This is a genomic window from Enterococcus sp. S22(2020), from assembly GCF_020295385.1.
GTDB lineage: Bacteria > Bacillota > Bacilli > Lactobacillales > Enterococcaceae > Enterococcus_L > Enterococcus_L dunnyi.
The window spans coordinates 78,600-99,190 of record NZ_JACFUD010000009.1; the positions used below are offsets into that span (position 1 = coordinate 78,600).

The following is a 20,591-nucleotide window of genomic DNA, read 5'->3' on the forward strand; positions in this document are numbered from 1 at the left end:
TAATCTAATTTTATCCAAAAGCCCAATTACCTAATTTTTTGATAGATTTTCCAATCCCATCTTTCACTACATTGTTTACTGTTTTTTTCAACCCTTCTCGAATTTTTTTAGATGCTTCGCTTGCAGCCCAACTCCCGGCAGCAGCTCCTACTATACTTCCTACAGCAGCTCCGATAAGATTTCCTGGACCTGGGAAAATTGAACCTATAGCGGTACCTATAGCTGCCCCTGCTTTTGCCCCAGCTGCAGCTCCACCTATACTTACTCCCATATCTACTCCTGTATTTACGGTTGTACTGACAACCCTTTTACTTCCTGTTAGTCCTTGTTTAGTTGCATCATTGAAATTCTCGTATCCTGACAATCCTGTTTCAATACCAAGTCCAACTATACCTGCAGCTTTCATCCCTTTACCAAACTTAGTTAAATCTTTCCATCCTGTAAAAGGACCTGTTAGTTTTCCTTTTAGTCGTTGGCTAAGCGTTTTTTTAGAAGTCTCGGTTAGTGCTTTCTCCAATCCCCAATTGTCATAATAACGTTCACCACGTAAATTTAATTTGCCTGTTTTTTTATGATGGAGAGATTTAGATACTGTGTTAGTTTTCCATTCAGATACAAATTTATATCTTTTAAACAATGGGCCAGTTTTTTTTATTTTCTTAAACTCTCTCAATATTGCTTTTTCATTGACAATTTTCATTAACAATTTACCGTTTTTTGCACGGGTTATTTTTATGTGTCCTTTTGATAAATGGTACATAAAACGGAGGTTTCCTTCTACTTTGGCAGTTTTACTGGCAAAGGATCGTAGAGTACCGAATTTTTCTTTCCATTCTTTAAACTTTTCGATATCACTTTTTTTAAATGTAGTGATCCCATCTGATACACTGGATATTTTCTGAACTTGCCCTTGCATAGAAGTAAGTATACCCATGAATTCTTTAGATTGAGAAACTTCATTACTGGAACTCGAAATAAATGCTTCAAATTTGTCCATCATATCTGTGATGATTTTCTTAAATTCTTTCTCATCATTTTTAAATTCCGTTGTTTGAACTTTGCTTGCAGATGTAATATCAGAAATACTACTAATTTCAGTGTTGATTGATTTTATGGATGAAGAAATACTTTTAGTTGCACTTGTTACTTCCGTCTTTAATTGAGTAACATAGTTACTGTCAATAATACAACTTCCATCATTATCTACTGAACCGCTAAATTGATCCATCGAGTAGGCAAAATTTGATTTTAAATCTTCTATTATATTATCATATACTTCAATCAAATTGTTGTGCGCACTAGAAATATAATTTTTAGTCGCTTTTGCTCCGTCTCCTTTAAATGAATCCATATCTTTAATTTTACCTAGATTAGCCTTAGTTTCCGCAATAGAAGAAACTGCTTTATCCGCATTCTTGGTCAAATCTTCTTTTAATAGTTTCACTTCACTCATATCTATCTTTGCCATGTTTTTCTCCTTTCAATTTGGAATGAGTTAGTTTCCCTTTGTTCGTTTATCTGCATCTTCAATTGCTTTTCCAATATTAGACATTTGTTGAGCATCACTTTCAATAATTGATTTGTATTGTGATAATGCGGTTGCTAAATCTTGAATAGAATTCTCATATTCTTTAAAGGGATTGATATCAGTTTTTGACAAACTAGTACTTGGAGAAAAATCTATTGAACTAGCACTCCCTTTTAGAGCACTTATGTTACTATTAAAAACACCTATGTTAATACCAATTTGATCACCCATTATATTGCCTCCTTAATTAAATAGTTATAAGCTGTTTAGCTGTGCAATCAAGTTGCTTACTTGCGCATTTTTTGTGGCTATTTCCGCTTCAACTCGTTCCAATTCTTGTTCTAACCTTGTTTTATCTTCTTGAATCGTTTCTACTGCATCATCAATTTTCTTCCCGATATTTTGGACAGATGTTTTCATCTGTCCAAGTTCGGTATTCGCTTTTGTTGCATTTTGTCCTTTCCATGAACCTGCTTCAATGGTTACACCATCTAAACTCGATTTTCCTGAGTCAAAGTCTCCTTTGGCTGATTCTATATTAGTAAGAGCTGTTGTAATTTTCTCTATCTTCCCCTCTAATTCTATTTTCTTCATGTTTAGTGTAGTCAAAGAGGCACGAGTCATATTTAGCTGACTAACAATTATTGCGCGTTGCCTTGCTTTTGCAGCATCTTTGGCAACTCGAGCTCTATCTTCTTCCATCCCTAGTTCCACCATCTGTCTTCCCCCTTTTTATTAGCGTGTGTGTTTGATTTTTATAAATTGTTTTTCTGCTGCATAATAAGCACTATCTATCTCAAGTTCAGGCTCTCTAGACATGTATGGTTTGTCTAAAAATTCTTGGTCAGAGACTCTCATAGAGAAGACAGCTGCTTTGATTAATTCTTTGTAATGACGTGGTAAGCCAATTCGTGTTTTTCCAAGATATTGATGATCACTTGCAATGATAAAGTGGACCCCGGTTTGTTCAGTAGAAAGTAATAGTTCTTTTAATTCATCTTCGGTCAATGTAGTTTCTTTTTCAAAGATTTCCATATCTGTGATGTAGATCAACCATTTTGGTAATCCTTCTGAACCAGATTCTTTTCGTTTACGTATCTCTGTAAGAATGTCCTCTTTTACTTGTGGATAAGCTTCTGAATCAGCGATATATGCATTTACGGCTAAAGTTTCTTTCTCACAAATGTGTCCAGAATCAATGATCATTGTGTTATGTTTTCCAGCTAGTAGTTCAATTGAAGAAAGTACAGCTTGTTTTAATGGTAAAAATGTTTTTCTTTGTTCACCAATAACTGCTAAATTGGTTTGATGAACTAAACTAAACGGCATCACTTCAACTTCTTCGTAATCAACACCAAGAGGTAATAGACCATCTTCGGCCATTTCTTGTACTTGTTTTTTCTTTTTAAAGCTTTCAAAATCAAGAATTTCCGGTACCATCGGAATCGGCTCAGGTCTAGCCCCAGTCCAATGTTGATCCATCTGCGCGACTTCTTCTTGGATCGCTTCAATAATTTGAAGTGTATCTTCTCCTTCAGCTGGCAAGGCAGTTTGGAACAACTCCGGTTCTTCCAACTTGATCAACCCACGTCCAGGCAAGTCATCAATTGTTAATGTCGTCCGTCCAACAATCGCTCTTGGTTCACTATCATCAATCATCTTCAACACGATCTGTGTCTTGATATTACTTGAAAGGGTCATGCGCATAGAATTTTGGCGTCCGGCAGATAATAGCAGGTGAATCCCGATCCCAGCACCTTCACGGGCAACCTGAGTAATGACTTTCTCAAGAATTTCTTCAAACTTCGCACCTTTCATACCTTCAAATCCATCTAGAAGAATCAAAATGATCGGTTCTTCCTTGCCACTTGCACGTTCATACATTTCCAAACTAGCGACGGAATATTCACTTAACAATTTCTTACGACGTTTCAATTCATCATTGATCCGACGAGCAAACTTCTCGATTTTCTCTTCTTCATCAATACTCATCGTATCGGCTACATGCGGCAATTTCTTAAGAGGTAACAGTCCATTCGTTCCAAAGTCCAATAGATAAACGTTCAATCTTTCCGGATTATGCACACGCGCCAAGTCCATGACCACCGTCTGCATAAACGTACTCTTTCCATACCCTGGACTACTAAACACTGTCATATGACCTTCTTGGGTCATATTCAAGCGTAAGGTTTCCTGCGCCTGCATACTCGGTACATCCACCACACCCAAAACAGGTTCAAGCGGCTGTTTCTCTGTCTGCCATTCTTCTTTAAAGTCCACAGGGTGAAGGGCAGTCGCGATGATCCGCTCTTCCAACGGCGGTAACCAAGGACGAGGAAGGGGCGTGATATTCTCACGTTCCGCTACTTCGTGGATCCCGTCGATGATTGCATCTAATTCGGTCGGAATCTGTTTCACATCATCCGCGTTTTCTAATCCACTTAAATCTTCACTTAAAATTTCATATTGACCTAAATCGTTCACCAAGTAGATGGTATGATCTTCGATCTGTTGTTCATCTTTTTCTGGTTGATAATCCGCACCACTCCAAGCACTTTGGAACAGCTCATAAATTTCATTGTTTCCGACTTGTAGATACGCACGACCAGCTTGTGTGATCTCTGCGGCATCGGGTGTTTTCAACATTTCCATACTATCGGCACGATCCGCCACTTTCAAGGCAAGCTTGAATTTCGAGTTACTCCAGATTTGGTCATTCACGACACCACTTGGTTTTTGTGTTGCTAGGATCAAGTGGATACCTAGAGAACGCCCGATACGAGCAGTGGAGACAAGCTCTTTCATAAACTCTGGCTGTTCTGCTTTTAACTCGGCGAACTCATCCGAAATCAGGAAGAGGTGAGGCATTGGTTCGTCTACATCGCCGTTTTTGTATAATTTTTGGTACTGATTGATATGGTTGACGTTATTCTCAGAGAAAAGGCGCTGACGGCGTTTTAGCTCGGCATTGATGGAAATCAAGGCACGCATACTTTGAGCGCCGTCCAAGTTGGTGATACTGCCCAGTAAGTGCGGCAGATTCCGGAATAGGTTCGCCATTCCCCCACCTTTGTAGTCGATCAGTAGGAACGCGACGTCATACGGGTGGAAGTTCACCGCTAAACTCAAGATATAACTTTGCACGATCTCTGATTTACCAGAACCAGTGGTACCAGCGACAAGGCCATGGGGACCATGGGCTTTTTCATGTAAGTTCAAATAAACGATATCGTCTTTTCCACGTAAACCAAGTGGCACTGCCAAGGTTTTATGCGGAGAGTGTTCTGCCCAACGTTGGGTCACGTTAAATTCATCAAAGGTTTCGATGCCGTACATTTCTAGGAATGTCACAGCTTCTGGAATACTTGATTTCAGGTTTTGTAAGTGATTCAATGGCGCCAATAATCTAGGCAGTTGTTCTTTATCAAAATCAGCAGGGAAGTGATCTAGCTGGAAATGTGTATTTTTCAACTGACCTTCTTCCAGTAACAAGACTCCGGTATTACGGTCACGGATATCGATGACCGTTTTGATATTATCGGATAAGCTGCTCATCACATCTTCCACAAAAATCACACTACAGCCAAGTTCGCTTGGATCTTCATTGAAGAATTCCATGATGACATGATCTAAAATCAATTTTTCATCGGTGATCATGACCACATAGTGAGGGGAGAAGATGGTACTGTCCCGGCTATTGCGGTTTTCTTCCATTGAGTTTTTACGGTTTTTCAAGATCTGATTTAAACTATTCAACACTTGATCCCGACTACGTTGGTTATACACGAATCCGCGGACATTTACGTCCTGCATTTTGGCATGCGGCATCCAGCGCATCCATTCCCATTGGGCTTTTTCTGCTTCGGGGAAGATCGAGATAAACTGTAGATCATGATAACTATGAAACACAGATAGTTGGTTGACTAGTAAATGTAATTGTTCTAACACTAAGCTTCTTGGTCCAATATAGCCGACAGGGCCATGCGTTAGGTTGGCTAAAACGGGCATATCGGTTAGCTCTAAGCTTTTTGTGTATAATTCGTAGCCGCTTTTTTCTAAATCGTCCGTTTCTTTGCCGCGTTCTTTGTTTGAATACGAAATTTCGCTGGATGATTGAACTTTTCCTAAGCCTAAACGGTAGAAAAGAAAATCAAAGTGCAGCGGTGTTTTTTCATAGATACGCGGGCTGTAGGTTTTTGTCATATCCAATAGTTCAGAAACACTTGGATAATGGTACAGTTGCCCTTGTTTTTGCTCTTGGTTGATCTGGTGCAGCTCAACAGACTTGTCGATCAAATATTTTTTATAGCTGATTTCACGATCGATCAGGCTTTGCTTGTGTTCTTTGCGGCTCTTGAAATAGTTGGTGATCGAAAAGATGATCGTGATCAAGGTCGTTGCCGCACTGGCTAATACGAACAATCCGTTAGGACGGAAGAAGGCCATTGCCACTGTTACGATCAGCATCACAACTGGCGGTAAAATCGTTTTGATCAGTTGATCTTTCGGTGCATCTTTGGGATCACTTGGTGCATTGATCATGATTTTTTCTTCCGGCTCACGATAAATGATCCGCGGCGAACGGTGGAAATCAGGATAGTCCTCGTAAACATCGTAACGAGACGTGTAGATTTCGCATAGATCAGATTTGATGATCGTGCCTTCTGTGGCATGGATCTCATGCGTAAAGAATTTCAGCGTATGATGAAGGAAAGAAATTTCATCGCCTTTTTCTAGTAAATACTCTGTGCCGGTAAATAATCGATTGTTGATCATTAATTCGCCGGATAAAACAGTCAAGAGCCACTGATCTTCCTGCTTTTTCAAGATAGCAGATAAAGGATGCGTCAGATGATCATTCGCTAATTCTAATGTTGCACCTTTATCTGTACTTAGAATCAATTCTTTTTTATCTAGTAAGTCAAAAATGTGCAATTTAGTCACTGGTGTCAAAATCACAGTGACTGGCTGTTCATCTGATAATGAGAAGGTCACAGGTGTATTCAACGGCAAAACGTGTTCCTGACCTTGAGTCGTCAACACCCAATCATCTTTCTTTTCAATCGTTAACGTATCTGTTTCTGACAACACGGGTACGTGTAAAGCGGCTTGGTTATCTGGACCGATCGTTTGGGTTTTTTCTTCGTCCAAGATCAATTGGTAACGATAGCCGTGAAGGTAGAGGATGGCTTGTATCTTTTGCATCTAGTTGCCCTCCTGCGCCGTTGATCCTTGTGTTTGTTCAGCTTCTGCAGCGTTCACACTTTCATCACGTTTTTCTTTGTATTTTTTGTAGTCGTCTTCCAGTTTACTGATCGTTTCTTCTTTTTCTGTTCCGGACATTTTCGTGTCTTTTCTCACTTGCTCGATTTTTTGCGTGATACCATAAAGAATCAAGTCAGAATCTTCTAAGTTTTTCGCTACATCTAAGGCTTCGTCAAGATTTCCGCGACCGTTTTCGATCCAGTAATCTAAATAGGTTTCATCTGAACGTAAGGTTACATTGTTTAAGATCACTTTTTTCTGTTGTTCTTGTAAAGCTTCCCCCTGAACAAAGCTGTAGGCTAATTCATATTTTTGCGTAAAAGGAATGCTGGCTGTTTTTACAGGATCTAATGTTGTGATCACTGCTTCATAGTCATTTTTCAAGAAAGCTGTATCTGTGTTTTGCATGCGATCTAAGAAAGGCAGACGGAAAAAGAGCAGGTAAGCTAAAGGGATCACTAAAACAACCGCTAAAACAGTCATCCAGATCGATAACTGTTTCATGACTTGGAATTTCGCTTTGCTGACTTTTTTAGTCGTCTTTTTCATCCGTTCTACGGTGTGATCATAATTTTCCACTAGGTATTGTCTGATTTCTTCGAAGCTTTCTTTTTTGATGATCGTTTGGATAAATTCAGAGCCTTTTTTGATTTCTAATTGTCCTTCGTAAAGCTTTGAGAAATCCTGATTTTTTTCAAACAGGGCGATGATCAAGCTTTTGTATTGTCTCAATAGTAGAGCATGATCAGTAACTTTCGGCGGCATTTTACCAGCTAAACCACGGTAAGCGACCTTAGGTAATAAGTTGTAATCAAATAAAATATTCTCTGGGTGGATAAAGAACGTCAGAGGTAAATCTAATAATTGCTCGATCGCTGCCATGTTCGCCATTGCACGCAGTTTTTCTTCTTTGGTTGCGGCTTTCAGTTCAGCGAAGGTCAAATGTTCTTTTGGCAGTTCATAAGTAAAGGTAACAGCATCTTCTTCCCATTGGATTGCAGTGTCCATCAATAGGGGATGTGCGACTTTCAATAAGGCTAAGTCTTTTTCTTCATTGACCTGAACTTCAGACTTTCTTAAGGTAAGTGTCCAGTTTTCTGCTGTTTTCTTGAATGTGTATGTTTGCTTTTCGATAATTAGTTCTAAGTCTTTCATCGTTTCCATCATTTACTCTCCCAACACTTCAATTATGTCTCCGTTTGTAATCGGATAATCTTTTAACTTTTTCTCTTCATCTAGTAAAAGTCCTTTATTCAAGACTTTGATCTGGTATTTTTTAATGTCTTTGTCTTTGTTGAATATTTGGTTCAATTCACGGATAAAACGGTAGACTGTGATATTGTTCGGAATACGTAGATCTACTGTTTTGTCTTTGTCTTGTTGGTATAAAAGGGTGATATTGATATGTTCTTGATTATCTGCCATTTTGCTGACCTCTTTTTCTACTGTGATACAACACTAATGTCACGACAGTGACTAATAATAAGCCTAAAACCAAAGGAAGCAGCTTAGCGCCGGAAGAAACTGCCTCAACAGTTTCTTCTTTTTTCGCCGCTGCATAATCGACATCATTACCTGCAAATAGCTGGGTGTGATCGTATTCTTTGGTTTTCGGTACTTTGGTCAAGAAGAATTGTGCTTCATCTTCCTGTCGTTGTTTTTCCTCGACTTTTTTTGCATGTGCTACTTTGTCGATCATTTCGCTGTCAAAAAGTCGATCTTCAGCGATAAAGCTTTGCGCTTTCCCGTTGTCGATCTGATCTTGATTCAAGCGATCAGTTTTTAAATCTAAGTTATTATCTAGTAAGGTTTCTTTTGCGTAAGAGGTGCTAGTAAATGAAAAGAGGCCGATTACAAGTAAAAGTAAGATCGTCAATTTCTTCATTTTTTCGCCACTTCCTTTAGTTTCCTTCTTGGTTTCCAAATAAAAATATTGAATGCCGCAAGAGCTGCAATTGCTAATAGATATAAAATGATCTGTACAACATTCAGTGCATTATTCGCTAAAATATCTGCTAAGTTGTTTTCTCCGATCGATAGTGGATTGATAGAACGAATCATATCGACCATTGGATTATTGCCTTTGGTTTTTCCGATCGCATTCGTCACGAATACGTAACTAATGAATAAGAATAAGCTGAAGGCAAAACCAGCGATATGGAATTGTTTTAGTGCATAATGGTTGAGCAGTGAGAAAATCAGCATGAATAAGACGACCATCATGACCCAAACGATTTGAGATTCTTTCACGATGCCTAATTCACTGACACTTAAGATTCCTAGCACAACGCCAATGCCAACTGCACTTGCACTAAGAACAATGGTTTCCATAATGTTATCTTTGAACCATAGCTGTTCCCGCTTGAATTTGTCTTTGACCTTTCTGATCACAGGCTGTGTCGCAAATAGGTAAGCAATAAATAAACTCAAGGTATACATGATCAAGATCCAAGTGAATGGTTCATTTACTTCTGTGGTTTTGATCGTTGCTTCTGCTTTTCCGTTGACTGGGTTTGCGATAAACTGCAGCAACGTATTGTTTGGAACACCGTCTTTTTGCGCATTGCTCAAGACCTTGATAAAGGCCGAAACAAAATCATTGTTGTTTGCCAGCTCTTCATTCAAATTCGCCATGATCACATCTGCATTCGAAGATAGCTCTTCTCCATTTTTCTGAGCGTTGTTGACTTCCTGATCAAATGATGTAAAGACAGATTTTACACCTTCGGCTTCTTTGACGTTCATTTCAGACGATTCTTTGATCGCTTTTGTCTGCTCATAAAGTGTCTGTAGTGTTGAGTGTGCTGATTCGATACTAGAGTCAGTTAAACTGTTAAATGAGTCAACAGTGCTCTTATTACCCACTGCTTCTGCTAGTGTTTGTTGAGCATCTGCGACACGCTCTGTTTGTTGTGCAATTTGTTTATTTAACTCCTGTGTATCGCCAAGAACACCAGTTATTTTTGCTTCGATGACCTCAGATTGTGTTTCAAGAGTTTCTGCTTGAAGCCTTAGAGCTGCTAAATGATTTGTTTGTTCTTTGTAATCTCCACCAAGGAAGGTTTCATTTAGAATTTGTTCAAAAGCTTCGGTTAAGTCTAGTTTTAAGAAAGCGCCGTATTGTTCGAATTGATATTTTTCATAAAAATCAAGTTCATCACTAACAGCATCGTATAATTCTAGTGCTTTTCCAACAGCTTCTGAGTAAGCTCTTTTGGCTTTTTGATAGTCTTCAGAAAGAAAAGCAGAGGTATCAATGTTTTGATCCCATTCGACTGAAAAACCTGATTGTGTCAGGACTGCTGAATACGGCGTGACTGTTGTAGCAGATGCCACAGGTTCTTCTACTTGTGATTGTTCTGTGGTTTCTTCACTTTCAGAAGAAGAGAGCGTGCTTTCTTCAGTTTCTGTAGAGGCTTCGGGTTCTGGAGTAATTACATCGACAGAGAAAGGGCTAATTGCGCCATCTTCACTGATCTGATTTTGAGCGATTTTGATCGTCATTTTGGGATTCTGCAGTGTTTCGTCGTATTCATCAGTAAACTGATAATTAACGACAGTATTTCTGTTTCCGTTAAATGGATATTCTATCCCTTCAGTAATTTCTCCTATACCTACAACCGAAACTTTTGTAATGCCAATAGGAATATTGGTTATTTTGAGATAGGCACCTGAACCTAGATTGTTTGTATTTAACTTGAAGTTCCCATAATGTTGATTTAAAATACCCGTATTTTGGTCATACAATATAGAATTTAATGCATTATAGGCGTCTTGTACTTTCTTATAATAAGGACTGTTTGCCGCTTTTTCCGGTGACATATCAAAGACTAGTTTTTCTTCACTTTTGTTGTTATTTTCATTATATTTGTCGGTATTTTCATTTAATGTTGCAACCTTTTCAGCTACTTCATTAAACTTAGTTTGTAAATCAACAAAGGGTTGTCCATCGCCATAAGGAATCTTCGCGTATCGGAAAATATCATCTTGCGGATTTAGGTCAAATGTCATCGTTCTAAACGGTAGCAGTGCTAAACGATCATCAAGTCGTTTCTTATAATCCACGCTAAACCCAGCTTCGTTTGTTGGAGGATATTGCTTTCCAGCTTTATTCAGAACATCTTCTAATGTAACTTTTCGTTCGCCGTCTTTAACACCTAAAGATTCAAAGAAAGGCTCTTTATATTGATTGAAATAATTATCGCTGATCGAATCTAATTTTGCCTGTTGCTCCTCAACAGCGGCTTTTGCTTTTTCTAACTGCTGATTCAATTGATTGATCTGTCCAGAGGTTGTATCAGATACTCCGCCGGAAGAAAATTCTGATTCAATGCTTTGACCAGATTGCTGCAGTTGTCTGAACATTTCTGAAATATCTTCTCCAGAGACATTTTCCTCAGCTTGAGTTAATTGTTGCATGAATTCTTCATATGAGATCATGCCTTCAGCGCGATCTTTCAATAGTTTTTCTAACAATGACGAATAATCTTGATGGCTATTCACCAGTGAATCAGTTCCTTGAATATGAGTACCTAGGGTTTCTGCCAAGAAGTCATTTGCCTGCAGAGCACTTTTAGATTGCGAAGTGATCGCAGGTAAGTAATCTTTAAAATTCAACGTTGGCTGATATAAAATATTTTGAAAATCATTGACAGAATCTGTTTGATTTTTATATACTTTTTCGATGTTCTGCTGTGCGGTAAATAAGTTATCTAAAATACTGACCACGTAAAGATCCACTAGTTGCTGATTCAAGTCGTTCACGATTTTTCTCCCAACACTTCTTGATTCATTTTCTAGTGTGGCATTGCCATTTGCGTTGATCTTATAGTTAACTTGTACTTTTTCTGGTGATGGACTGTCTAGTTCCAATAATTTACTTGAAAAATTGCTTGGAATCGTTACGAGTAGATTATAAGTGCCGTTTTTTAGACCATTTTCTGCGATTCCTCGGCTAACAGTAAACCAGTTATAAGTAACATCTTTTTCGATTTTCTTAACATAATCTGCTCCCAGATTGTAGTCTATGTTATTTCGATTGACACCAGCATCTTCATTTACGAGTGCAATGTTTAAGCGTGTATCTTCTTCTTCGTCTTTTTTTGCAGAAATATCGGTAAAATCGCGATTCATAAAAATCAGCATAATCAGCAGTATGACAACCATCCAAACAGATTTCAAAATGTAATAAAGTTTTTTACTGTTCATCTCTCATTCTCCTAAATAAAAGAGGAACAGCGAGGAGCAAGTGCCCTCCCTATTCCTCAGTATGTGTTTCTTATAAACCTCTTCCGATAGCTGAAGAGATATTTTGGTCTGTTTCTTCCATGATTTGAGCAACTTCGTTCAATTGCTTGTTGATTTGTTCCAACAATTCAGCGAATTCACTTACTTTTGGTTTTAATGCAGTAAATTGATCATTGAAGCTGTCAAAACCTGAACCTTCCCAGTTTCCTTGGATTGTATCTTGTTCTGATTGTAATTTTTGTAAAATGTCATTTACTTGGTTAGAACCGTCTGTATATTTTGTTGCAGAAGTTCTTAGTTCTTGTGGGGATAATTTAATTCTATCGCCTGCCATTTTTCATTCCTCCAATTTATTTACTCGTAAGTATCTCTGTTAAAGACACCTATCTTTGACAATTTTATCATAAATAAAATTAGAAAAAAGCTAAATGTAATAAAAGGTAATTTTGATGTAATAAATAGCTCTGATAAAGTTTTTTTATCAGAGCTTTAAGATCTTTATATCTATATAATTGAATTTTAGTCGTAACGGTAAGTAATAATTAGGAGGATGGATTATGGGGTTCTTGAAAAATGTGAGTATTTTATTTTTAACTCATCTTTAAATTTTCTACTGATGGGCACAGAAAGCTTTGTGTTTTGTAGAACACCGTCTTTATAATGTTTGATAAAGGCTTCATTTTTTACGATTTCAACGATATAGTTTAAATTGATGACATAGCTGCCATGGGTTCGGACAAATGTATCGGCGTTGAGTTTTTCTGAAATTTCTGACATGGTTAGATATGTTTTATAAACCTTGTCGGCTGTGTGGATATAAGCGATACGACCGCTTTTAGATATATATATGATTTCATTCAATGTTAGAAAAATCGTTTTTCTGCCGAATGAAAAATCAAAGTAGGTATTTTGTTTATTTAGATAGTCCTTTGCGCGATCCATCGTTATTGCTAACTGGTCTTTGCATATCGGTTTAAGTAAGTAGTCAAATGTTTGAACTTTGAACACTTCAGGCATATGTATGGTATCATTTGAAATAAAAATTATAAGAGCGTGTAAATCCAGCTGCCGTATTTGCTGAGCAAGCTCGATACCACTCATCTCTGCCATCTCGATCGTAATAAAGTAAATGCTGTATTTTACATCCATGCTGTCGATATGTTTCAGTAGCTTAGTTCCGCTGCTGAAAAAATCAAACTCATAGTTTAGGAGTCGATTTTGGTTTAAGTAGGTTTCTACTTTTCCGATTTCGATAGGATCATCATCACACAATGCAATTTTCAAAAGGGCCTCACCTCTTTAGTTTAGCTTTTTTTTAAACTGTCTTTGTTTTATTTACCAATTATTTATCTTTTTTTACATTTGAAAATAAGTTTCGAGCCAATGGTACCACTTATATTTATCATATCATAAATCTTGAAACATAATAATCTAGTTTTGGAAGATTATGAGCAGTTTTTGCAAAAAATAGGAAAAATTAAGGATTTAATAGGAAAATGTGAGTTACTTTTTTTCCTGAGAACAGAACAAAGGAGGAATTTGAATGAAAAATCACTATGATCAACCTATTGGAAACCCAGTGCATGGTTGGGTGACCAGAGAAATACCGGTAAAGAAGACGCTTGAGGGGAGATACTGCTATTTGGAGCGTATTATTCCAGAAAAACATTTTGAAGATCTATATGAAGTGTATGGACCTAAAAGTGCTACTGAAAATTGGACGTATTTGCCGTTAGACAAATTTGAAGATCCAGCTGATTTTTCTGCATATTTAGAGACTGTCAGTCGATCTAAGGATCCGTTGCACTATGCAATCATTGACAAAATGACTCAAAAAGCACTTGGTACACTAGCGTTGATGAGGATCAATCCGGAACAAGGGACAATCGAGGTCGGTTTTGTCATTTATTCAGATCGATTAAAAAAGACGCGTATTGCAACAGAAGCGCAATATCTTGCTGCAAGCTACGCAATAGGCGAGTTAGGTTATAGACGTTATGAATGGAAATGTGATGCACTGAATGAGCCATCTAGAAAATCGGCTTTACGATTGGGCTTTGTTTTTGAAGGTGTTTTTCGTCAAGCATTGATCTATAAAGGAAGAAATAGAGATACGGCTTGGTTTTCCATCATTGATAATGAATGGCCTGAAGTTAAAAGAAGGCTGGAATCTTGGCTTGACCCAGAGAATTTTACTCAAGACGGAAAGCAGAAAAAGAGTTTGCGGACGTGTTGAAACAATAATGAAGATCAAGTGAAAATATTTGATCTCAAAAATAAGCTGATATTCGCATAATTGTGAATATCAGCTTATTTCGTAGTCTAGTTACGCTGGATTTCATGTAAAACGATCTTGTTTTTTAGCCGCGCGACATTTTCTTTGGTGACATAACCTACAGCTTGCTCTAATGCATTGCTCATACCGCAAGCCATACCGTATTTTAATGTTTCTTCAATAGATAAGCCTTGATCTAAAGCGAACGCAATACCACCGACCGTAGCATCACCAGAGCCTGTAGGATTGATCGTCTCGATTTTTGGTATTTGGATGTCAAAAAGCCGCTCATGAAATTTTGCTACAGCCCCTTCACGACCACAAGAAACAAGAATAAATGGAACGTCTTTTAATAGAGAATGATCAAGGTAAGAAAAAACGCCTTGCTTATTTTTTAAGGTAACACCTAATAAGTCACCGAATTCATGAATGTTTGGCTTGATAAAATAAGGTTTAGCGGAACCAGTAAGTACATTTTGCAGCTGCTGTCCTGAAATGTCTGCCAAAATCTTTGTATCAGCGTTTAGTTGTTGTAAATAATGTTCATAAAGATGCTCATTTTTAGTATTTGCTGATCCGCAAAAAGCGATGATAGGTTCTTTTTTTTGTTTTTTTGCAAATGTGATCACTAAGTCCAAAACCTGTTGACTTGTTTCCTGTGAGATTTCTGGTCCTAACTCCACGATTTCTGTTTGATTGTTTTCTTGATCCATTATTGTAACGGCATTACGTGACTCTCCTGCGATCGGGAAAAAATGTGTAGCGAAAAACGGTTCGTGTTTAAGACAAGAGCGGATAAATTCACCATTGATTCCTGCCAAAACACCTACAGCAGTCACCTTTGACCCTAAAATGGCAGCTGTCCTGCCGGCATTGATGCCTTTTCCTCCAACTGCTTTGACAGGATTACCGCAACGGTTCATCTCACCTAAAATAAACGTATCTGTGAAATAAATTGAATCAAGTGATGGATTAAGTGTCACTGTTAAAATCATTTGTTGTTCTCCCTTCAACTTCCAGGTCAGCTGGGTTTTTGAAAGAAGAACGCAAACCCGAGCTACCTTTTTTTGTTCAACAATTTGCCATAAGATTGATAGAAATTAAATGTTTGTTCATCGATTTGGTCGTCAGTGATTACATAGTCAAGGTCGGAAAGCTTATAAAATGTATACACATCGCTGACATTGAATTTTGTACTGTCGGCAACGACGACTTTTTTCTTCGCATTTTTGAATGCTGCCCGCTGGACGCCGCCTTCTAAGTAATTCGATGTTGTTACATTATTGTTGTAGATGCCATTCGTTGCAGCAAAAGCGATATCGATATTGATCGTATCAAATGTTTGTTCTGCATGTTCTCCGATAAATTCCTCTGTGATCGGTGTAAAATCTCCCCCTGTTAAAAGAATTCGATAGTCTGTATGCTCGATGACATAATTGAATGCCAGCAGACTATTCGTAACAATCATTAAATGTTGTTTTTTGATGAATGGCAACGCATATAAGATAGTTGTCCCTGCACCTAGAAAAACGACCTGATGATCTTGGATCAAAGAATTCATGATTTTACCGATATACTCTTTTTGTTCGATATGTAGATTGATTTTCTCATGAGTTGCCAGTTCTTTGTCTTTACGATCGATTTTTTGTGCACCGCCGTATAGACGAACCAGCTGATTAGAGTCGCTCAACTCATTGATATCTCTGCGTATCGTCATTTCTGACACAGCGAGTTTTTCAGCAATATCAGAAACAGTCATAAAGGTGTTTTCTTCCAGTAATTCTAAAATATGCGCATGGCGCTCTCTTTTTAACATAATATATGCTCCTTTTTGTTCGGAAATGTTTATCTATTATATTTTAAACGTAAAATGAACAAAAAACAATCAAAAGAAAGCGTTGACAAACCTTTATACAAGTTGTATTCTTTTTGTATAAACAAAGTTTAACATAATTTTACAAAGTTGAACATAAAAAGTTTACAAAGTAAAAATATTTTTGTTAATCATGAGAAGGAGGAAAGTTATGGAAACGAAGATGATGTTTCAACAAGACTTGATCGATTTACAATTAACAGTACGGGATGAAGACGAGTTGTTTGAAATCATTGCAGAACGTTTACAACAGAAGGGCTATGTGAATGAAGGGTATTTATCAGGTATTAAGACTCGGGAAAAAGGGTTTCCGACAGGTCTGATCACTGAACACCTTAATATCGCATTGCCGCACTCGGACACAGAATATATTGAAAGGCCTTTCATATATATTGTTAGAACAACAAAGCCGATCAAGGTCAAACAAATGGGGGATAATCAGGAAATGGAGGTGAGAGATTTATTTTTCTTAGGAATCAAAGAACCTACAAAACAGGTTGGCTTACTGCAGGAATTGATGCTCTTATTTCAAAATTATGAATTTGTCTCTGAATTAAAGCAAGCAACGAAGGAAAACGATGTATTCAATTTATTTATGAAACAATGGGAGGAAGTAAAAAATGGCTAGAAAATTGATTGTAGCATGCGGTAGTGGAGTAGCGACAAGTACGACGGTTGCAGAGAAAATCAAAAGTAAACTGGAAGCTGACAATATCGATTATCCTGTGGAAGCAGTAGATTATAAATCGATCTTACAGGAATTACCAAGTGCAAGTATTTATGTTTACATTGCAAAGCCAGATGATGAAGTGCTTCAAGCAGCGGAAAAACTAGGAATTTCTGTATATGCAGGCGTACCGTTTTTAACAGGAATGGGCGTAGATGAAATCTATGAAGGAATTGTCAACGACACGAGGAAATAAAAAAACGCGTTCAGGTTCGTCACAACCTGAACGCATATAGATAGGGAGAAAAAAGTTACACTTCATCTCTCCATCTAAAATAAAACTATGTAGTAATCATACCAAAAAAATAAAAAGATAGGTAGGTAGAGGAGATGGAAATTTTTCAATCTGTGATTGATTATATATTGAATCTTGGATCAGCGATTTTTGTCCCATTGATTATTTTGATCATCGGACTGATTGCTCGGATGCCGTTGAAAAAAGCATTTATGTCAGCTATTACATTAGGTGTGGCTTTCACAGGGATGAGCATGGTGATCGGCTTTATGTCTGATGCGGTAAGTCCAGCGTCAGAAGCGATGGCCAAAAATACAGGAATCAACTTGCCGGCACTTGATTTAGGTTGGACAGGTGCGGCGAGTATCACATGGTCTTGGTCTTATGCGTTTGTCTTTTTCGCTGTAGTGTTAGGTGTCAACTTCATCATGCTTTTATTGAACTTGACGAAAACATTGAACGTCGATATGTGGAATGTTTGGGGGAAAGCATTGACCGCATATCTAGTCTATTTTATCAGTGGTTCGTTGATTGCTGGGTTTGCAGCAGCAATTATTCAAGTTGTTTTAGAGCTGAAAATGGGCGATATGTTCCAACGTCACATTCAAGATTTAACAGGGATCCCATTAGTTACGGTAACGCACTTAATGAATATCTCCGCAGTGTTGATGTTGCCAGTGAATATTGTGATGGATAAGATCCCATTCTTCAATAAAAAAGCAGACACAACGGCACTAAAAGCGAAAATCGGGATTTTTTCTGAAAATAGCGTGATGGGCTTTATCATCGGGGTATTACTTGGATTTGGTGCTGCGTACGGACTGTCAGGTTCGTTGAATTTAGGGATCCAGATCGCTACAGCTATGGCGTTATTCCCGATGATCAGTAAAATGTTCATGCAGTCTTTATCACCATTAGCAGATGCGATGTCTGAAATGATGAAGAAACGGTTTAAAGATCGTGAAGTGTATATTGGTTTAGACTGGCCGGTATTAGCTGGACGTTCAGAGATTTGGGTGACAGCTATCATCTTGGTTCCTGTATTCATTGGTTATGCCATGATTTTACCTGGCAATCAAGTATTGCCTTTAGCAGGGATCATCAACTACTCGATTGCTGTAGGTGGTTTGCTTTTGACGGGCGGTAATTTGTATCGAATGATCACATTAGGTCTGATCTATACACCACTTTATTTATACGGCGCTACTTATTTAGCACCTGTATTGACTGGTTTAGCGAAAAAAACTGGAGCAGTCGATTTAAAGGGCGGCAGCATTACGTGGTCATCGATCGAAGGGCCTGAATTTAGAATTTTATTCGCAGAAGCGGCGAATTTGAATATTGTCGCGATCGTTGGCTTTATCATTTTTATCGCAATGTTTGTTTGGCTGTATAAATACATGTCGAAAGAACCTGTGCCGAGTGCACGCTATGAAGAGACAAAATAAGAATGCTTAGAGAGGGTAGAGAATAATGAATGAAAAAGGAAAATGGTTCACGCTGTTGTTTGTAGATATACTACTTTTTATCATTGCGATGGCTACAAATATTATTCCTATCTACTTTTTAGTCATACTACTTTCATTTTTTATTTATAAAGATGGCAATGCTGTTCTTTTTAAAGAATATGACGAACGAAAAAAGCAAAAATATGAAGAATATAAACTCATACAAGATGCGGCGAAAGAAACGATCCGCACTGGAAAACTATTAAAAAAGAAAAGGGAGCTGTAATCGATTATGGCAGATGGAAGAATTTTATTTGAGCGTGAAAGAGAAGATATGGCAAAAATCGTTCAACTGATTTTTGAACGTAAAAATACCAATGTTGCTGGAGGAAATTTTTCGTTTAAAACCACTGACAAAACAGGGAAAGAATATATCATCATGACGCCAACTATGATGTCGCAAGCTTACTTAGGACATCTTTCAGCTTCACAAATTTTAGTAGTCGAACCACATACAAGAAAAGTGATTGCTGGTGAAGGCGGATTGACACGGGAAATCAATATGCATGAAGCGGTATATGACGCTAATCCTGATATTAAAGCAGTTCTTCATGCACATGCGCCAAATAGCATGTTTTGGGCAACGAGTGGGTTAGATATGCCGAACCTGACAGAAGCGACTCAAAAGGTTGAATACATTGAAGTTTTAGAATTTGAACCAAACTGTTCTGAAGAATTGGCGGAAATCGTCAGCAATCATATTAAGACGATGCCTAGAAAACAATTGCCGCATGAATTCTTATTGGACAGTCATGGGGTGTTGATCACTACAGGTGGAGACACTGGAATCGAAGCGATCCATTCAGCTTTAGCCGTTTTAGATACAGTAGAATGGAATGCAGAAATTGCTTATAAACAGACGATCTTTCAAAAATTAGGCATTTTGGATGGTTACTATTCTAAAGGTGTCAAAATTGGTACGATCGATGATTTAATAAATGGAGAACCGATCTATAATACAATTATCAAAGCAACCGCCGGCGGCGATTGATTGAGTAAAGCAGCTGGGTTATGACTCTTTTGAGTTTTGACCTAGCTGTTTTTGTTTGACTGAAAGTAAGTGAAAATTTCCTACATATAATAGAAAGAATAATTTTATTAGAACTCTTATAAAACTTGCTAAAAACATTGCAAGAAATCCCTATTTGCGTTAAAGTAAGAAAAGACAATTGTGAAACATTTTCTGTTTCACACAAGGAAGGAATCTTATGACACCTGAAGAATTTAAACAATTATTGAGCAAGAAAGAAATCCAGCTGTCAGAGCAGCAGATGGCGCAATTTGCCCGTTATTTCGAGTTGCTTGTCGAGTGGAATGAAAAGATGAATCTGACTGCGATCACTGATAAACAAGAAGTGTATTTAAAGCATTTTTATGATTCTGTTTCGTTGGCATTTTTTGAAGATTTTTCAACGAACAAGACAATCTGTGATGTTGGTGCAGGTGCTGGTTTCCCTAGTATTCCGCTGAAGATCGTTTTTCCTTCATTGAAGGTAACGATCGTAGATTCATTGAATAAACGAATCACTTTTTTAACAGAATTAGTCAATGAACTTGGGTTGGAAGAGGTTTCGTTATATCATGATCGCGCGGAATCGTTTGGACAAAAAGCAGAGTTTCGCGGTGCATTCGATTATGTGACGGCACGTGCGGTCGCTCGATTGAATGTCTTAAGTGAATTATGCTTGCCATTAGTAAAAAAAGAGGGTTTTTTCTTAGCATTGAAAGCAGCAAAAAGTGAAGAAGAAATCACCGAGGCAAAACCTGCGATCGCGATTTTAGGCGGCAAGTTTCAAGAAGAAGTATCCTTTGAATTACCAGTCACAAATGATGAACGTCATATCGTAGTCATTCAAAAGAAAAAAGAAACACCTAAAAAATACCCGAGAAAACCAGGATTACCAAATAAACAACCGATCAAATAAGATGGAGG

The 20,591-nt window shown here is 37.8% G+C and carries 19 protein-coding genes; 7 read left to right on the plus strand and 12 right to left on the minus strand.

What is annotated here, in order from left to right; all coding sequences use genetic code 11:
* Positions 1-10 precede the first annotated feature (10 nt).
* The 10 genes from H3T55_RS15875 to H3T55_RS15920 form a co-directional block, all read right to left on the minus strand.
* Complete coding sequence (locus H3T55_RS15875) at positions 11-1,468, minus strand: T7SS effector LXG polymorphic toxin (RefSeq protein ID WP_225535110.1); 1,458 nt, start codon at positions 1,466-1,468, stop codon at positions 11-13.
* A gap of 27 nt (positions 1,469-1,495) precedes the next feature.
* Positions 1,496-1,759: a TIGR04197 family type VII secretion effector gene (locus tag H3T55_RS15880; RefSeq protein ID WP_225535111.1), complete on the minus strand. Its 264-nt coding sequence runs from the start codon at positions 1,757-1,759 to the stop codon at positions 1,496-1,498.
* Between the two features lie 24 nt (positions 1,760-1,783).
* Entirely contained in the window at positions 1,784-2,245 is a 462-nt protein-coding gene (locus tag H3T55_RS15885; protein ID WP_225535112.1) for a DUF5082 family protein, read from the minus strand.
* A gap of 18 nt (positions 2,246-2,263) precedes the next feature.
* Positions 2,264-6,724 (minus strand): type VII secretion protein EssC, encoded by a 4,461-nt coding sequence (essC, locus tag H3T55_RS15890; protein WP_412523583.1) that lies wholly within the window; start codon positions 6,722-6,724, stop codon positions 2,264-2,266.
* A gap of 9 nt (positions 6,725-6,733) precedes the next feature.
* Positions 6,734-7,957: a type VII secretion protein EssB gene (gene essB, locus H3T55_RS15895; RefSeq protein ID WP_225535114.1), complete on the minus strand. Its 1,224-nt coding sequence runs from the start codon at positions 7,955-7,957 to the stop codon at positions 6,734-6,736.
* Positions 7,958-7,960: 3 nt separating this feature from the next.
* Positions 7,961-8,218 (minus strand): EsaB/YukD family protein, encoded by a 258-nt coding sequence (locus tag H3T55_RS15900; RefSeq protein WP_225535115.1) that lies wholly within the window; start codon positions 8,216-8,218, stop codon positions 7,961-7,963.
* Positions 8,208-8,678, minus strand: coding sequence for a type VII secretion protein EssA (essA, locus tag H3T55_RS15905; protein WP_225535116.1), 471 nt, complete (start codon positions 8,676-8,678; stop codon positions 8,208-8,210). The genes H3T55_RS15900 and essA overlap by 11 nt, the downstream gene beginning before the upstream one ends.
* Entirely contained in the window at positions 8,675-12,001 is a 3,327-nt protein-coding gene (gene esaA, locus H3T55_RS15910; protein WP_225535117.1) for a type VII secretion protein EsaA, read from the minus strand. Before esaA ends, essA begins: the two co-directional genes overlap by 4 nt.
* 70 nt (positions 12,002-12,071) lie before the next feature.
* Complete coding sequence (locus tag H3T55_RS15915) at positions 12,072-12,374, minus strand: WXG100 family type VII secretion target (protein ID WP_087641600.1); 303 nt, start codon at positions 12,372-12,374, stop codon at positions 12,072-12,074.
* A 221-nt stretch (positions 12,375-12,595) separates the two neighbouring features.
* On the minus strand, positions 12,596-13,324 hold the full coding sequence (locus H3T55_RS15920) for a LytR/AlgR family response regulator transcription factor (RefSeq protein WP_225535118.1): 729 nt from the start codon (positions 13,322-13,324) through the stop codon (positions 12,596-12,598).
* 259 nt (positions 13,325-13,583) lie between these two features.
* On the opposite strand from H3T55_RS15920, the gene H3T55_RS15925 reads away from it, so the two are divergent.
* Positions 13,584-14,276, plus strand: coding sequence for a GNAT family N-acetyltransferase (locus tag H3T55_RS15925; RefSeq protein WP_225535119.1), 693 nt, complete (start codon positions 13,584-13,586; stop codon positions 14,274-14,276).
* A gap of 86 nt (positions 14,277-14,362) precedes the next feature.
* On the opposite strand, the gene H3T55_RS15930 is transcribed toward H3T55_RS15925, so the two are convergent.
* Both H3T55_RS15930 and H3T55_RS15935 read right to left on the minus strand, forming a co-directional pair.
* Positions 14,363-15,310, minus strand: coding sequence for a 1-phosphofructokinase family hexose kinase (locus H3T55_RS15930; RefSeq protein WP_225535120.1), 948 nt, complete (start codon positions 15,308-15,310; stop codon positions 14,363-14,365).
* Positions 15,311-15,372: 62 nt separating this feature from the next.
* The gene (locus tag H3T55_RS15935) at positions 15,373-16,131 is read right to left on the minus strand and encodes a DeoR/GlpR family DNA-binding transcription regulator (RefSeq protein ID WP_087641596.1); all 759 of its coding nucleotides are present in this window, start codon (positions 16,129-16,131) and stop codon (positions 15,373-15,375) included.
* Between the two features lie 208 nt (positions 16,132-16,339).
* Between H3T55_RS15935 and H3T55_RS15940 the strand changes: the two genes are divergently transcribed.
* The 6 genes from H3T55_RS15940 to rsmG all read left to right on the plus strand — a co-directional run bounded on the left by H3T55_RS15940 (position 16,340) and on the right by rsmG (position 20,583).
* A complete protein-coding gene (locus H3T55_RS15940) occupies positions 16,340-16,816 on the plus strand; it encodes a PTS sugar transporter subunit IIA (RefSeq protein ID WP_225535121.1) in 477 nt (158 codons plus the stop codon).
* Complete coding sequence (locus H3T55_RS15945) at positions 16,809-17,111, plus strand: PTS sugar transporter subunit IIB (RefSeq protein ID WP_225535122.1); 303 nt, start codon at positions 16,809-16,811, stop codon at positions 17,109-17,111. Before H3T55_RS15940 ends, H3T55_RS15945 begins: the two co-directional genes overlap by 8 nt.
* A gap of 134 nt (positions 17,112-17,245) precedes the next feature.
* Complete coding sequence (locus tag H3T55_RS15950) at positions 17,246-18,598, plus strand: PTS galactitol transporter subunit IIC (protein ID WP_225535123.1); 1,353 nt, start codon at positions 17,246-17,248, stop codon at positions 18,596-18,598.
* A gap of 25 nt (positions 18,599-18,623) precedes the next feature.
* Positions 18,624-18,884 (plus strand): hypothetical protein, encoded by a 261-nt coding sequence (locus H3T55_RS15955; protein WP_225535124.1) that lies wholly within the window; start codon positions 18,624-18,626, stop codon positions 18,882-18,884.
* 6 nt (positions 18,885-18,890) lie between these two features.
* Entirely contained in the window at positions 18,891-19,649 is a 759-nt protein-coding gene (locus H3T55_RS15960; RefSeq protein WP_087641591.1) for a class II aldolase/adducin family protein, read from the plus strand.
* A 217-nt stretch (positions 19,650-19,866) separates the two neighbouring features.
* Entirely contained in the window at positions 19,867-20,583 is a 717-nt protein-coding gene (gene rsmG / locus H3T55_RS15965) for a 16S rRNA (guanine(527)-N(7))-methyltransferase RsmG (protein WP_225535125.1), read from the plus strand.
* Positions 20,584-20,591 lie beyond the last annotated feature (8 nt).

What these genes read in the sequence shown, in the direction of transcription:
- H3T55_RS15880 (WP_225535111.1), bottom strand. Translation starts at nt 1,759, where the DNA reads ATGGGTGATCAAATTGGTATTAACATAGGTGTTTTTAATAGTAACATA.
- H3T55_RS15940 (WP_225535121.1), top strand. Translation starts at nt 16,340, where the DNA reads ATGGAAACGAAGATGATGTTTCAACAAGACTTGATCGATTTACAATTA.
- H3T55_RS15945 (WP_225535122.1), top strand. Translation starts at nt 16,809, where the DNA reads ATGGCTAGAAAATTGATTGTAGCATGCGGTAGTGGAGTAGCGACAAGT.
- H3T55_RS15875 (WP_225535110.1), bottom strand. Translation starts at nt 1,468, where the DNA reads ATGGCAAAGATAGATATGAGTGAAGTGAAACTATTAAAAGAAGATTTG.
- H3T55_RS15915 (WP_087641600.1), bottom strand. Translation starts at nt 12,374, where the DNA reads ATGGCAGGCGATAGAATTAAATTATCCCCACAAGAACTAAGAACTTCT.
- H3T55_RS15935 (WP_087641596.1), bottom strand. Translation starts at nt 16,131, where the DNA reads ATGTTAAAAAGAGAGCGCCATGCGCATATTTTAGAATTACTGGAAGAA.
- rsmG (WP_225535125.1), top strand. Translation starts at nt 19,867, where the DNA reads ATGACACCTGAAGAATTTAAACAATTATTGAGCAAGAAAGAAATCCAG.
- essB (WP_225535114.1), bottom strand. Translation starts at nt 7,957, where the DNA reads ATGGAAACGATGAAAGACTTAGAACTAATTATCGAAAAGCAAACATAC.
- H3T55_RS15885 (WP_225535112.1), bottom strand. Translation starts at nt 2,245, where the DNA reads ATGGTGGAACTAGGGATGGAAGAAGATAGAGCTCGAGTTGCCAAAGAT.
- H3T55_RS15900 (WP_225535115.1), bottom strand. Translation starts at nt 8,218, where the DNA reads ATGGCAGATAATCAAGAACATATCAATATCACCCTTTTATACCAACAA.
- H3T55_RS15930 (WP_225535120.1), bottom strand. Translation starts at nt 15,310, where the DNA reads ATGATTTTAACAGTGACACTTAATCCATCACTTGATTCAATTTATTTC.
- esaA (WP_225535117.1), bottom strand. Translation starts at nt 12,001, where the DNA reads ATGAACAGTAAAAAACTTTATTACATTTTGAAATCTGTTTGGATGGTT.
- H3T55_RS15925 (WP_225535119.1), top strand. Translation starts at nt 13,584, where the DNA reads ATGAAAAATCACTATGATCAACCTATTGGAAACCCAGTGCATGGTTGG.
- H3T55_RS15950 (WP_225535123.1), top strand. Translation starts at nt 17,246, where the DNA reads ATGGAAATTTTTCAATCTGTGATTGATTATATATTGAATCTTGGATCA.
- essA (WP_225535116.1), bottom strand. Translation starts at nt 8,678, where the DNA reads ATGAAGAAATTGACGATCTTACTTTTACTTGTAATCGGCCTCTTTTCA.
- H3T55_RS15960 (WP_087641591.1), top strand. Translation starts at nt 18,891, where the DNA reads ATGGCAGATGGAAGAATTTTATTTGAGCGTGAAAGAGAAGATATGGCA.
- H3T55_RS15955 (WP_225535124.1), top strand. Translation starts at nt 18,624, where the DNA reads ATGAATGAAAAAGGAAAATGGTTCACGCTGTTGTTTGTAGATATACTA.